General features: G+C 58.4%; 15 protein-coding genes. 6 read left to right on the top strand and 9 right to left on the bottom strand.

All coding sequences use genetic code 11. The features are described 5' to 3' along the window. Window positions 1-3: 3 nt before the first annotated feature. The gene (locus QMP16_RS01410; protein ID WP_058273905.1) at window positions 4-651 is read right to left on the bottom strand and encodes a GntR family transcriptional regulator; all 648 of its coding nucleotides are present in this window, start codon (window positions 649-651) and stop codon (window positions 4-6) included. Window positions 652-751: 100 nt separating this feature from the next. Here QMP16_RS01410 and QMP16_RS01405 point away from each other — a divergent pair, with 100 nt between their 5' ends. From QMP16_RS01405 to QMP16_RS01395, 3 genes are all read left to right on the top strand, one after another. Then, window positions 752-1,396, top strand: coding sequence for a pyrimidine 5'-nucleotidase (locus QMP16_RS01405; protein ID WP_282150953.1), 645 nt, complete (start codon window positions 752-754; stop codon window positions 1,394-1,396). A gap of 86 nt (window positions 1,397-1,482) precedes the next feature. Continuing rightward, window positions 1,483-1,731, top strand: coding sequence for a hypothetical protein (locus QMP16_RS01400; protein WP_282150952.1), 249 nt, complete (start codon window positions 1,483-1,485; stop codon window positions 1,729-1,731). 76 nt (window positions 1,732-1,807) lie between these two features. Further along, the gene (locus QMP16_RS01395; protein WP_282150951.1) at window positions 1,808-3,004 is read left to right on the top strand and encodes a UbiH/UbiF family hydroxylase; all 1,197 of its coding nucleotides are present in this window, start codon (window positions 1,808-1,810) and stop codon (window positions 3,002-3,004) included. Between the two features lie 13 nt (window positions 3,005-3,017). On the opposite strand, the gene QMP16_RS01390 is transcribed toward QMP16_RS01395, so the two are convergent. Further along, a complete protein-coding gene (locus QMP16_RS01390; RefSeq protein WP_282150950.1) occupies window positions 3,018-4,145 on the bottom strand; it encodes an aminotransferase class V-fold PLP-dependent enzyme in 1,128 nt (375 codons plus the stop codon). A gap of 230 nt (window positions 4,146-4,375) precedes the next feature. Between QMP16_RS01390 and QMP16_RS01385 the strand changes: the two genes are divergently transcribed. Beyond that, window positions 4,376-5,077 carry a GntR family transcriptional regulator gene (locus tag QMP16_RS01385; protein WP_200833231.1) on the top strand — a complete coding sequence of 234 codons (702 nt, stop codon included), beginning with the start codon at window positions 4,376-4,378 and terminating at the stop codon, window positions 5,075-5,077. Window positions 5,078-5,083: 6 nt separating this feature from the next. Here QMP16_RS01385 and QMP16_RS01380 read toward each other — a convergent pair whose 3' ends face one another. Together QMP16_RS01380 and QMP16_RS01375 are read right to left on the bottom strand one after the other, a co-directional pair. Beyond that, window positions 5,084-5,542 (bottom strand): Lrp/AsnC family transcriptional regulator, encoded by a 459-nt coding sequence (locus QMP16_RS01380; protein WP_282150949.1) that lies wholly within the window; start codon window positions 5,540-5,542, stop codon window positions 5,084-5,086. Beyond that, entirely contained in the window at window positions 5,539-5,994 is a 456-nt protein-coding gene (locus tag QMP16_RS01375) for an Lrp/AsnC family transcriptional regulator (RefSeq protein ID WP_109312017.1), read from the bottom strand. The genes QMP16_RS01380 and QMP16_RS01375 overlap by 4 nt, the downstream gene beginning before the upstream one ends. A 132-nt stretch (window positions 5,995-6,126) precedes the next feature. On the opposite strand from QMP16_RS01375, the gene ilvC reads away from it, so the two are divergent. Together ilvC and QMP16_RS01365 are read left to right on the top strand one after the other, a co-directional pair. Next, entirely contained in the window at window positions 6,127-7,149 is a 1,023-nt protein-coding gene (gene ilvC, locus QMP16_RS01370; protein WP_282150948.1) for a ketol-acid reductoisomerase, read from the top strand. 73 nt (window positions 7,150-7,222) lie between these two features. Further along, on the top strand, window positions 7,223-8,125 hold the full coding sequence (locus QMP16_RS01365; RefSeq protein WP_282150947.1) for a DMT family transporter: 903 nt from the start codon (window positions 7,223-7,225) through the stop codon (window positions 8,123-8,125). On the opposite strand, the gene glmM is transcribed toward QMP16_RS01365, so the two are convergent. The 5 genes from glmM to QMP16_RS01340 all read right to left on the bottom strand — a co-directional run bounded on the left by glmM (window position 8,122) and on the right by QMP16_RS01340 (window position 13,604). After that, on the bottom strand, window positions 8,122-9,465 hold the full coding sequence (glmM, locus tag QMP16_RS01360; RefSeq protein WP_282150946.1) for a phosphoglucosamine mutase: 1,344 nt from the start codon (window positions 9,463-9,465) through the stop codon (window positions 8,122-8,124). The two genes, QMP16_RS01365 and glmM, sit on opposite strands and share 4 nt — an antisense overlap. A gap of 34 nt (window positions 9,466-9,499) precedes the next feature. Then, a complete protein-coding gene (gene folP / locus QMP16_RS01355; protein ID WP_282150945.1) occupies window positions 9,500-10,498 on the bottom strand; it encodes a dihydropteroate synthase in 999 nt (332 codons plus the stop codon). Continuing rightward, complete coding sequence (locus QMP16_RS01350; RefSeq protein WP_113789074.1) at window positions 10,495-11,415, bottom strand: dihydroneopterin aldolase; 921 nt, start codon at window positions 11,413-11,415, stop codon at window positions 10,495-10,497. Before QMP16_RS01350 ends, folP begins: the two co-directional genes overlap by 4 nt. A gap of 103 nt (window positions 11,416-11,518) precedes the next feature. After that, on the bottom strand, window positions 11,519-12,889 hold the full coding sequence (locus QMP16_RS01345; protein ID WP_282150944.1) for a multicopper oxidase family protein: 1,371 nt from the start codon (window positions 12,887-12,889) through the stop codon (window positions 11,519-11,521). A gap of 73 nt (window positions 12,890-12,962) precedes the next feature. Next, complete coding sequence (locus QMP16_RS01340) at window positions 12,963-13,604, bottom strand: cell wall hydrolase (protein WP_058277625.1); 642 nt, start codon at window positions 13,602-13,604, stop codon at window positions 12,963-12,965. Between the last annotated feature and the right edge of the window lie 4 nt (window positions 13,605-13,608).

The following is a 13,608-nucleotide window of genomic DNA, read 5'->3' as shown; positions in this document are numbered from 1 at the left end:
CGGTCATTTTTCGCGCAGCACCGCATCCTGTTTCAGCCGGGTCATGAAGGCCACCGAGATATGTTCTTTCAGCGCGCGCTCTGCCGCCTCTTCATCCCGTGCGGTGATCGCTTCGACGATGCCCTTATGCTCGCTTTGCGCAATCTCGCCGCGGCCCTGAACGGCAAGAGACGTCGTAGCCATCAGAGCCATTGTGCGGTGCACAAGATTCAGCTGCTGCACCAGATACCGGTTGTGCGAAGCCAGATGGATCTGTTCATGAAACCGCCGGTTGGCCCGCGACAGCGCCGTTGGATCATTCACCAATGCATCGTCAGCGGCGACCATGTCCTGCAGCACTTTGATCTCTTCTTCGGTGGCGTGTTTCGCGGCCAGCTTTGCGGCCAACCCTTCCAACTCGCGCCGGACCACATAAAGTTCGGCCATTTGGTTGTGATCCAATGAAGCCACGATCAGTGATCGTCCGTCACGCTCTAGCAGGGACTGCGTCTCAAGGCGCTGCAACGCTTCGCGGATAGGTGTACGAGACACGCCAAATCGTTCTGCCAGCTCACTTTCGACCAATCGGTCGCCGGGCTTGTAAACGCCCACATCAATCGCTTCGAGAATAAGGCTATAGGCGTCTTTGTTGGGCTGACGGGATTGCGGCATGGGGTGTTTTTTCTCCTCGTTCGGACATGTCTATCCGCCTCAGGCCCGTGCAATCAAGTGTAGCATTGAAAACCTGTGCATGGCGGCCTAAACCCAACCCATGGTCAAACCTTCTTTTTCACACGTCACCCAATGGGTGTTCGACCTCGACAACACACTGTACCCGCCTCATATGCAACTATTCGACCAGATCGAGGTGCTGATGACGGATTACGTGGTGCAGGCCATTGGCGTCGACCGAGCCGAGGCGGATCGTCTGCGCTCGCACTATTGGCGGGAATACGGCACCACGCTGGCCGGCTTGATGGCTGAGCATGACTTGGACCCCGAACCCTATCTGTACGCCGTGCATCAGGTCGACATGAGCCACATGGACCCCGACGCCGAGTTGGCCGACAACATCCGGTGCCTGCCTGGCCGTCGCATCGTTTACACCAACGGCAGCGCGCCTTATGCCGAACGTGTGCTAAAAGCACGCGGTCTCAGCGGTTTGTTCGATGCGGTTTATGGCGTAGAACACGCGGGCTATCTTCCAAAACCTAAACAGGCCGCGTTCGAGGCGATCTTTGCACAGGATGGCATCGACGCCGAAAAGGCGGCCATGTTTGAAGATGATCCGCGCAATCTGGCTGCTCCGCACGCGATGGGAATGCGCACAGTTCACGTCGCGCCCCAGCCGCACGAGGCCGATCATATCCACCATCACACCGACGACCTGACTGCGTTTCTGTCCCGCCTGCGATAGGCTGTCACACTGCGACGATCTGCACATTCTGCAGGTGCATCATCGACCCTATATGCGCCTCAGCGACGAACAGAATCGGAGACCCCATGAGCGCGATCGAGATGCCCGGACGCCTGCCCATCTTGCAGCGCCTGTTGTTTGCAATTCCCCTGTTTGGCTGGTTAGCCAAAGATGCCGCTCATGCAAAGGGCGAAGAGTGGGGTTATACAGCGGCCGCGATTTTCAGCATGTGGGGCTGTTCTGCCCTGTTGTTCGGTCTGCCGGGCCTATACATCCCAGCCGTGATGATGGTGCCGGTGATGTTCCTGATCCTCATCCTGATTTCACGCGGCTAACACGCGGGACAGGATGTCACTTGGCGCCCGATGCAGAACCGAACTAGGGTCTGCCAAACACTCGGAGGCCAAGGTCATGAAAGACAGCTGTGACATCCTGATTTCCGGCGGCGGAATCGCTGGTCTGACCGCTGCGGCGGCCTTTGGAACCGCCGGGTTCGACGTCATTTGCGTCGACCCGACGCCCCCGATAACCGAGCGCGACGTGGACGGCTCTGATTTGCGGACCACCGCCTTTTTGCAACCGGCGCACGGCTTGTTAGAGCAATGCGGGTTGTGGCAACGGCTGGACGCACACGCGGCCCCCTTACAGATCATGCGGATTGTGGACGCAGGCGGAGATTTTCCTGAACCCCGCGTGGTACGCGATTTCAACGCCGCAGATATTTCGGACCAACCCTTTGGCTGGAACCTGCCCAACTGGCTGTTGCGGCGCGAGATGGTGGCACGACTGGCCGAACTGTCCAATGTCGATTTCCGCCCCGGTACTGGCACTGTCAGTCTGTTCACCCGCACTGCCGAAGCGCGTGTCGGCCTGAGTGACGGCAGCCGCATTCGTTGCAAACTGTTAGTCGCCGCTGACGGGCGCAACTCTCCCATGCGCGAGGCGGCTGGTATCAACGTCCATACCACGCGCTATGGCCAGAAAGCATTGGCCTTTGCAGTCACACATCCCATCCCGCACGACAATGTTTCGACCGAAATTCACCGCTCGGGCGGGCCGTTCACCCTGGTCCCCCTGCCCGATTGGCAGGGGCAACCGTCTTCGGCGATTGTGTGGATGGAGCGCGGACCCCGCGCGGTTGAGTTGCTCAACACCGAGTCCGAGGTGTTTGAAACGCTGATGACCGAACGGTCCTGTGGTTTGTTCGGACCCTTGAAGCTGGCGTCGCGCCGGACCATCTGGCCGATCATAAGCCAGTCAGCAGAACGTTTATCAGGCGAGCGAGTCGCACTAATGGCCGAAGCCGCCCATGTGGTGCCGCCAATTGGAGCACAGGGATTGAACATGTCGCTGGGTGATCTGAGCAGCCTGCTGGAACTGGCGCAGGCCCGCCCCGAAGGTCTGGGCGATGCGCAAATGCTCGATGCCTATCACAAAGCCCGCCATACCGAGATTGAGATGCGGGTCAAAGGCATCGATCTACTGAACCGCGCCTCGATGATCGAGGCGCGACCGTTAAGGGACGTGCGGGCGATGGGGCTGAATGCGCTCTATTCCCTGCCGACTGTTCGCAAGACCTTGATGCAAATGGGCCTCGGCGTACGCTAAGGCCCGAACGGTTTCACAGAACCTGATCCAGCACGCTCTTGAGCCGCCCGATGGTGCCGTCAACGTCATACAATTTGTCCAAACCGAACAGACCAAGGCGGAAGGTGCTGAATCCTTCGGGCTCATCACATTGCAGCGGCACACCTGCTGCGATCTGCATGCCCAAAGCCGCAAATTTCTTACCATTCTGAACATCTGGATCTGAGGTATAACTGACCACAACGCCCGGCGCGCCAAATCCGTCCGCCGCGACCGAGACGATGCCCTTGTCCCGCAGCATAGCCCGCACTCCATCGCCCAACGCCCATTGAGCGTCACGCAGCTTGTCGAACCCATAATCGCGGGTCTCAACCATCGTATCACGGAACGCCTTCAACGCATCCGTGGGCATGGTCGCGTGATACGCATGCCCGCCATTTTCATAGGCCCGCATGATCTGCCGCCATTTCTTCAGATCAACGGCAAAGCTGTCCGAAGTAGTCTCCTCCAACCGCGCCTCGGCACGCTCAGATAGCATGACAAGGCCCGCGCAGGGCGATGCGCTCCAGCCTTTCTGGGGGGCCGAGATCAGAACGTCCACACCGGTGGCCTTCATATCGACCCAGGCACAACCCGACGCGATGCAGTCCAGCACCATTAACGCCCCAACCTCATGCGCCGCGGCGGCCATGGCTGTTACGTAGTCATCGGGCAGGATGACCCCGGCCGAGGTCTCTACATGTGGAGCAAATACAACGTCCGGACGCTGTTCACGGATTGTTGAAACAACCTCGTCAATCGGTGCGGGGGTAAAGGGCGACGGGCTGGAATTGCCGGTTTCACGAGCCTTGAGAACCGTCGCCGACGCCGTCAGATCACCGGATTCGATGATCTGGCTCCAACGGTAGGAAAACCACCCGTTCCGCACGACCAGTACATTGGCGTTGCGCGCAAATTGCCGGGCAACGGCCTCCATCCCATAGGTGCCACCACCAGGGATAATGGCAACGCCATCCGCATTATATACATCCTTCAGCAAGCCCGAGATGTCGCGCATCACCTGCTGAAACTGAACTGACATGTGGTTCAGAGACCGATCCGTAAACACGACCGAGAACTCTTCGAGCCCAGAGGGATCGACGGTGTCCAATAGCGCTGGCATGGTTTGTCCTTTCAAATTGTCGTCAGCGGCCTCACGACCCGGGTTAATTTGCCGAGACCCGTACTGAACCCGAATATCTGGCCTAAGGGAACTAAAAACAAAATACTCAAATGATATTTTGTTGGTCGAATCTGGCAAGAAATGACGCCAATTAGTGTCAGCCGCCCTTTACACTCTGACGTGTTTCTGACCAGATGCACTCACTTTGCAGAAGAAAGGTATTTCGACAGGTGAATGCGCATAAGCGGATCAGTTTTCAAGTTGTACGGGACGAAGTCAAACGGCGGATCGAAAGCCGCATTTGGCCGCAGGGATCGCTTCTGCCAACCGAAACACAGCTTGCCGAGGAATTCAATTGCGCACGCGCGACAGTGAACCGTGCCCTGCGCGAGCTTTCTGATCAGGGCTTTGTCGAGCGCAAACGCAAAAGCGGGACCCGGGTCAAAAAGGAACCCAGCAAGCATGCAAAGCTGGAATTTTCTTTGGCTCGTCAAACGGTTGAAAGCCAAAATGCAACCTATCGGTACTCGCTGGTTGAACGTAACGTGGTCGCAAGCCCCGGTTGGCTGGCTTCGCAGATCGGTGTATCCGCTGACATTCGCGTCCTGCAAGTCATCTGCATGCATTATGCAGACAACCGTCCCTTCCAATTGGAAGAACGCTGGATCAACATAGATGCGGTGCCCGAAATCGAACATGCCGATCTGACCGACCACGGCCCGCATGAATGGCTACTGAACGCCTCTCCGTTTACCGAGGCTGAGGTCTCCTTTTGCGCGATCTCCGCGGACGGACGATTGGCGGAATTCATGGGAACCACCCCCGGAACGTCGATGATCCAGCTAGAGCGCACGACCTGGAAGAATGGAAATCCGATGGCATTTGCCCGGATGACGCACCATCCCGGATATTGCATCCGCACGCGGTACTGAACGGGCTTATCCGATCGGTCCCGGCAAACGTTCCTCACTTAGCAGGACGTTGGCTTCGACATCTCCTGCGCCGGGCAAGGTCATGATCCGACGGCGCAGGACCCGCTCAAAATCGGACAAGTCGCGGGCAACCACCCGCAGGCGATAATCGTACAAACCCAGCACATGCTCGACGGTCTGAACTTCTGGAATAGCACTGACCGCACGCTCAAAATCCTCCAGACTGACCTGACCCTTGCGCGCCAGTTTCACGCCAAGGAATACCGTCACGCCGAATCCCAACGCCTCGGCATTCAGGCGCAGCCGGCGACCTTTGATAACGCCCGAGGTTTCCAGCCGGCGGATGCGGCGCCATGTCGCCGGTTGTGACAGACTCAGCTTACGCCCCAACGCCCCGGCGCTCTGGGAGGCGTCCTGAGCCAACGCACACAGTATCTTTCGGTCCAGCTCATCCAATTCGGTCATACCGGCAAGACCTCTTCGCTCTTGACCCTCGCGATATGCATCAGGGCCTCAATATCCGCGATATGCGGCAGGGTCAGAATGCGGTCACGGTAGAGTTGTTGATAGTGTGACATGTCTCTAGCAATCACGGACAGCCGCACATCCACCCTGCCCAGAAATGTTTGCAATTCGATCACCTCGGGCACTTGCCGGGCGGCGGCAGTAAATTCGTCAAACGCGCGCGATTGCGTCTTGTCCAGCGTTACGCGCAGCGAAACCTCGACCGCATACCCAAGCGCCGCCCAATCGATCACGGCCTCCTGCCCCTGAATTATTCCGGCGGCCTGCATCTTTTCGACCCGGCGCCAGCAGACACCCTGGCTGATACGGCAACGCTCGGCCAGTTCCGCAGCAGTCAGGCTGGGATCGGCCTGAAAGTGGCGCAGGATTCGACGGTCTATGTCATCAAGCATGATTTTTTCGGATTCTTATCGCTACACGAATTATTCTTCATCTTTTTTACAAATACTCAAGTGCAACCCTATCGCCAATACACGATCTGGCAGGTAAAACCCTCGGCAATCTAACCAGAAAGGACCGGCGACATGCGCGTCTATTACGATCGCGATTGCGACATCAACCTGATCAAAGACAAGAAAGTGGCGATCCTGGGCTATGGCAGCCAAGGCCACGCCCACGCACTGAACCTGCGCGACTCGGGCGCGAAAAACCTTGTCGTCGCTCTGCGCGAAGGCTCTGCCTCGGTCAAGAAAGCCGAAGCCGAGGGTCTGGAAGTCATGGGCATCGCCGAAGCGGCAGCCTGGTGCGACGTCATCATGTTCACCATGCCCGACGAACTGCAGGCCGAGACCTACAAGAAATACGTGCATGACAACATCAAGCCGGGCTCTGCCATTGCCTTTGCCCATGGCCTGAACGTGCACTTCGGATTGATCGAGCCGAAAGAAGGCATCGACGTCATCATGATGGCCCCCAAAGGCCCCGGCCACACCGTGCGCGGCGAATACGTCAAAGGCGGCGGCGTGCCCTGCCTTGTTGCGGTCGATAGCGACGCAACCGGCAAGGCGCTGGAAATCGGTCTGTCCTACTGCTCGGCCATCGGTGGCGGCCGCTCGGGCATCATCGAAACCAACTTCCGCGAAGAATGCGAAACCGACCTGTTCGGTGAGCAGGCCGTTCTGTGCGGCGGTATCGTCGAACTGATCCGTTGTGGTTTCGAAACTCTGGTTGAGGCAGGCTATGCGCCCGAAATGGCCTATTTCGAATGTCTGCACGAGACCAAGCTGATCGTTGACCTGATCTATGAAGGCGGTATCGCGAACATGGATTATTCGATCTCGAACACTGCCGAATACGGCCAGTACGTCACCGGCCCACGGATACTGCCTTATGAGCAGACCAAGAAAGCGATGAAAGAGACGCTGTCGGACATCCAAACCGGCAAATTCGTGCGTGACTTCATGCTGGAAAACGCTGTTGGTCAGCCGACCATCAAAGCGGCTCGCCGCCACAATGATGAGCATCAGATCGAGCAGGTTGGTAAGAAACTGCGCGACATGATGCCGTGGATTTCCGCCGGCAAGCTGGTCGATCAGGAAAAGAACTGATCCTGCCAAGCGAATGCGAAGGGGCGGCCCATCAGGCCGCCCTTTTTTGTCCAAGCCTCAAGGCGAAACTAAGATGGTCCAGCACCCCACAACCCGCGATTGGAGCGGTGTTATCACCCTCGGCCTGATCTGGGGCGGGACGTTCATGGTCGTTGCCATGGCGCTGGAAGGGTACGGACCTATCACCGTCGCCACCGCGCGCACGACGTTGGGTGCCGTGATGTTGCTGGGGCTGATGGCCGCTACAAACCGCAAGCTACCCTCGGGGTCGACCGCCCTGTGGGCCTCGGTCATTGTGATCGGTATCTTGTCGTCTGCCCTGCCCTTTGTTTTGCTAAGCTGGGGACAGCAATATGTGCCTTCGGCCTTTGCGGGCCTGTCCATGGCCGCGATTCCGCTGATGGTGTTGCCGCTGGCGCATTTCTTTTCGGACGAGCCCCTGAACCTGAGAAAATTGGTGGGCGTCACTCTTGGCTTCTGCGGTGCGCTGGTGCTGATCGGCCCCGGTTTGGCGCAACTCGGCCACGGGTCAGAACCTTTGGCGCAGTTGGCCTGCATCGGGGCTGCTTTGTGTTATTCCCTGGCGTCGATCTTCACCCGTCAATGTCCGCCCATTGATCCTGTGGTTCTGGCCGCCCTGACCCTGCTGGTCGGCGCAGTAATCCTGCTGCCGATCATGTTCGTGACAGAAGGCGTCCCGACATGGGAAGGTACCCGCCCAAGCATTGCCATCATCGTTTTGGGGTTGGTGCCTACGGCATTTGCTACACTGCTGCGCGTTTCCGTCATTCGCAGCGCGGGATCGGTCTTTATGACGCTGGTGAATTACCAGGTCCCGATCTGGTCGATGGTGTTCGGCGCATGGGTGCTGTCCGAGGCGTTGCCGCTGCGCTTTTTCGTGGCGCTGGCTATGATCCTGACCGGGCTGGCCATCAGTCAGTGGTTCAGCCTGCGAAAAATGCTAACCGGGCGCTAGCCTGTGACGGCCTCGACCTCGGCAACGATGCCGTCGACAACCTGGGTCAACAGCGCGTCATCTTCACATTCCGCCATGACGCGGATCAGAGGCTCCGTACCCGACTTGCGGATCAGCAATCGCCCCTGCCCGTTCAGCCGCGCCTCGGCGTCAGAAATTGCAGCCTGCACGCTGGCGGCCTCAAGCGGGGCTTGTCCTTCGCCATAGCGCACATTCTTCAGCATTTGCGGTACGGTTTCGAACTGCACCGCCAATTCCGATGCTTTGCGACCCGTATGAACCATCTCTGCCAGGAAATGGAGGCCCGCCATAAGGCCGTCGCCAGTCGTCGCATAGTCGCTCATGACGATGTGACCTGATTGTTCGCCGCCCAAGTTGAACCCGCCCTCGCGCATCCGTTCAACGACATAGCGGTCCCCGACGCCGGTGCGTTCCAGACGCAAGCCATGGCTTTCAAGATGACGTTCCAGGCCAAGGTTCGACATAACCGTTGCAACCAGCGCGCCGCCATTCAGGCGGTCTGCCTCGGCCCAACTGGTCGCCAAAAGCGCCATCAACTGATCGCCATCCGCGACTTGGCCATTCTCATCGATCATAACGACGCGATCGGCGTCACCGTCCAGACAAATCCCGACATCTGCACCATGGGCCACGACGGTTTCGGCAGCCATCTGCGGTTTGGTCGAGCCACAGTTGAGGTTGATATTCTTACCATTCGGCGTGATGCCGACCGGAATCACCTCGGCACCCAATTCCCACAAAACCTCGGGCGCCGTGCGGTGCGCGGCCCCATTGGCGCAATCGACAACAACTTTTAGCCCGTCCAAACGCAAGTCACGCGACAGCGAAGATTTGACGCGCTCACCATATCGGAACCGCGCATCGTCTACCCGTCTGGCACGGCCGATATTCCGTGCCTGCGCAGGTTTGACACCTTCTTCGATCAGCCTTTCAATCTCGAGTTCCGCCTGATCAGACAACTTGTATCCGTCAGGACCAAAGAACTTGATACCGTTGTCCTCGGCCGGGTTATGGCTGGCCGAGATCATCACCCCAAGATCCGCACGCATCGATCGTGTCATCAGACCGACGGCGGGCGTCGGCACCGGCCCAAGCAGCAACACGTTCATCCCGGTCGAAGTCAATCCGGCCGTCAGGGCGTTTTCCACCATATAACCGGACAGGCGCGTATCTTTACCGATCACAACGCGGTGGACGTCGGATTGATCGCGGCGGAAGTAACGGCCAGCGGCGGCCCCGATGCGCAATGCCATTTCGGCCGTGATTGGATGGGTATTGGCGGTCCCCCGCACCCCATCGGTTCCGAACAGCTTGCGCATAATGTCACTCCGTCATTTCTTGCCTACCTCCGGCTTACCGGACGGCGGCCCAAAGGCGCAAGGCCTGAGCGGTTTCTGCAACATCGTGCACGCGCAGAATTTGAACACCTTGTGACAATCCAGCCAGCCCGACGGCGATTGATCCCGGCGCGCGGGCGTCCTTGCGCGGCTCCTTGCCAATTTGCCCGATCATACCTTTTCGGGACACGCCCAACAGGATCGGGCAACCCAAACCGTGAAACAGACTGATCCCCTTCAACAAGGCCAAGTTGTGCGCCTCGGTCTTGCCAAACCCTATGCCCGGATCAACGATGATCTGATCCCGATCCAATCCGAGGTCTTCGAGACGATCCACCTGACCTTCAAGGAAATCGTAGACGTCCAGCAGAACGTCGTCATAGGTCGGGTTGTCTTGCATCGTGCCCGGATCGCCCTGCATGTGCATCACACAGACCGGAGCGCCAACTTGTGCGCAAAACGGTGCCAGCTGCGGATCAAAGGTAAAGCCGGTTACGTCGTTGATCAGCCCTGCTCCGGCCTCCCACGCTGCTTTGGCGACGGCGGATTTGCGCGTATCAATGGATATTAACGCATCAGTACGGGATTTGATGGCTCCGATCAGGGGGCGGGTCCGGGCGATCTCTTCATCTTCGGGCACGAAGGTTGCGCCGGGTCGGGTCGATTCGCCGCCGATATCCAGAATGGTTGCATCTTGTGACACCATCTGTTCAGCCGCAGATTGGGCCGCGCTGACCGAATTGTGCACACCGCCATCTGAGAAACTGTCTGGGGTCGCATTCAGAATGCCCATAATGTGCGGACGATCCATGGCAAGGCCGGCGACATCGACACGCGGACGCGTCAGACGGTCCAGCGCGTCGCCCGGCACATCCTCCACAGCAATGACCCTTGAGGGCTCTTCACGGCTTAACCGTTCGACATGGGTAAACCACAGCGGCTGGCCCGCAATTGAGACAGCCTCCGACGGACGGTTCGGACCGTGCTGAACCAGAGGTCGAAAATACGCGGTCACAGTTGCGCCTGATCCACCGAGATCGCACGCAATGGGGTTTCAGGTGCGTCGGGCAGCGCGCCGCCGATCACCATCATCTCGCTCGCCTCAAAAGTGGCAGCAAACCATGCCGCCAGCGCGACCGCATCCGAAGGCGCCGCCGATTGGCCGTCAACAGCATCCAGCACGATTTTTGAGGGGGCCCAGACGCAAATCTGGCCATTTTTCATGGCCCAATCCAGCTCGGTCCGCGTTGAAACGACGACACAGCGGTGATCGCGGGCAGCTAAAACCCAGGCATTCTGTTCAATCGCCAACAGATCAATTCGGCGTTGGGTCATCGCGTGGCCAGTCTGTGAAACAGGCATATCCGCCGCGCCGACACATAGGATCAACGGGCGTTCACGATTTTCCAGCTGATCGATCCACCCGGTCAGATTGGACGAGGCAATGGCCTCATTCGACAGGAAAGCCAGTCGGGGATGTGGACGCTCTTCCTCGACGACGTCGTGGTGAGCCTTGTCTTTCCCGCGCACGATCTCGACACCCAAAGCGCCAGGACCACGATCCAGTTTTTCTATTCTGACAAAAGCTCTTACGGCCTGCGGTTCAAGTAAAATTCGCTCGGCCACCCGGTCTGCCAAAGTCTCAAGCAGGTTAAGACGTTCCGCCGCAAGCTCATACGCGATCGCCTCAGTCACCCGGTCGTAGGACAGGATGCGATCCACGTCATCGTCGATGGGATCGGTCAGCGGGCGAACCTCGACCACGATGTTAAAACAGATACGCTGGGTCGTTCCACGCTCGGCCTGAAACGCGCCGATCTCCACCTCGACGATATGATCGCGCAAGGAAATACGATCCAGCGGCCCCCGGGCAGCGGTCGCTTCGGACCGCTCGGACGGGTGCGCAAAGGCAAGACGGATTTCAGAGCTCATACAGGCGGACCTTTTCGGGCTTTGTGGACGTATTTGCCCAAAATAAACGATGCGCGGGCGTATAACACCGCAACATGCGTCTTTCCAGCCATCGAATGCGGCGTCAGGTTACGCGGAACCAGCTCATCATACCCGAAGCAGCGTGTCCCAGCATATGGCAATGCAGCAGCCAGTCTCCCGGATTGTCCGCGACCAACGCGATTTGACGGGTCTGGCCCCGGTCCACCAGCACGGTGTCGCGCCAGGGCCCCAAACTGCCATCCGGCAGGACGAGCCGGAAGTGGTGACCATGCAGATGCATCGCATGTGGAAAGACAGTTTCGTTCACAAACTCGATCCGGTGCACCTGACCCAGACGCGCATCCAGAAACGGATCCTTGGGTCGTTCCGCGTATCCGTTCAACGCCCAGAACCGGCCCAGTTGAGCCAGTTCACGGCCTGTCAGGTCCTGATCGCCAAGCTTGGCCCCTTCCAGCCATCGCATCGCGCCGCCCTGCAGGGACATGCGATGCAGCGGTGCCTGATCATACTGAAATTCAGGCATATTGTTCGCAGGCAATGGTTCAATACCCTGCCTTTGCGATGTGGACGTTTCGGAAACTTGAAAACGTACCAAGCCATAACCGCCATCCCGCTCGATACTGGCGACACCCGCGACATCCCCGGACGCGGACGTCACATCCACAACAAGGTCCACCCGTTGTGCGGGCGCAAGTGGGAAGCTATCCTCTACAGGCGATGGAACTGTCAGCGGCATGCCATCCAGTGCCACGATCCAACCTGCCAGCCCGTCCAACGCCAAATCAAATATCCGAGCGTTCGATGCATTGATCAGACGCAATCGCAATCGTTCCCCTGACCCAACAGGGTAAGCCGGATCAAAGCTGCCGTTGACGGACACCAGATTACCCAGCCGCCCCGCATGGCTAAGGTCGTGCCCATTGTGGAAGTCGTCCACGATATGCGCGGTTTCAGGGTCAAGCCGCCAGTCGTCCAGCATCACCGTCAGATCCTGATCAACATCCGGCGGGCTGGATTCTTCAACGATCAGGGGTCCATAGAGACCTCGGGCGACCTGTTCGGTAGACCGGTTATGCGAGTGATACCAATAGGTTCCTGCATCGGGCGCAACAAAGTCATAGTCAAAGGATTGGCCCGTCTCGACCGCGTCCTGCGTCAACCCGGGCACGCCATCCATCGCGTTGTCGATCCGGATCCCGTGCCAATGCACTGCCGTCGGTTGAGACAGATTGTTTATCAGCTTGCGACTGACGCGCCCGCCCTGAGGCAATCGGATGTCGACACCGGGAACGCGACCGCCATAGGTCCAAACCGGCGTAGCTGGATATCCGTCAGGCGCAATCTGTTGCACCGCTTCTTGCGCGACCAGATCAGAGCTGACTGCATGCGCTACCTTTGGAAGCAGGGCAAGCGCGGCCGAAGTTTGCAAAAACCGTCTGCGGGATAACATCATGGCGGACCTCCTGGCCCGCTACATAAGGCAGAAAACGCCCCGCGCAATCAAGGTTCCAGCGCGGGTGCGTCAATCAGTTGCTCGCGGTCCGATAGTTGTGGCGGTAGAAAATGTGAACGCCGATCCGGGCCGTTTCTTTGTAGACGCGCGACCATGACGGGCGCACGGCCTTGGTATGGTAATGGGTCGCCCCTTCGGTCAGCCCGACGCCAACGCCGTCGATTGCCGCACGGGCAACCTTGGACACACGCTCATAGGCTCTTTTCTCGCGGATAACTTCTTTCTGACCATCGCAGGTGTAGGTGAACTGGCATTGGTACTTCTTACCGGTTCCCTGCTTGATCACCCCGCACAGCGAACTTGGAAAGCGGCTACTTTTGACCCGGTTCAGGATCACCTCGGCCACGGCAAACTGACCGCGAACGCTTTCGCCGCGCGCTTCAAAGTAAAGCGCCTCAGCCAGACATTTGAAGTTCTCGTCACCAGCGGCAGTCGGCAGTTGATCCAGCCAATCCTTGGAATAGGACACCTGTTGCAGCACAGGTTCTTTACGTGGCTTAAACAGGCCTAAGTAATCACGGAACTTTTGCCCGGGCAATTCGCTCCGGGTTACAAGTTCGCGTTTGGCAGATTCGGTGGCTTCCCTCTCGGCGACGGAAACACTCGGCAGCACGGTTGCTGCCAATGTGGCAACAGCCAATATGTATCGTAGCATCAGA

This window comes from Ruegeria atlantica (assembly GCF_947495585.1).
In the GTDB taxonomy this organism is placed as follows: domain Bacteria; phylum Pseudomonadota; class Alphaproteobacteria; order Rhodobacterales; family Rhodobacteraceae; genus Ruegeria; species Ruegeria atlantica_G.
Note: the sequence above shows the minus strand (reverse complement) of the source record. Positions and strands in the feature narration are given on the sequence as shown.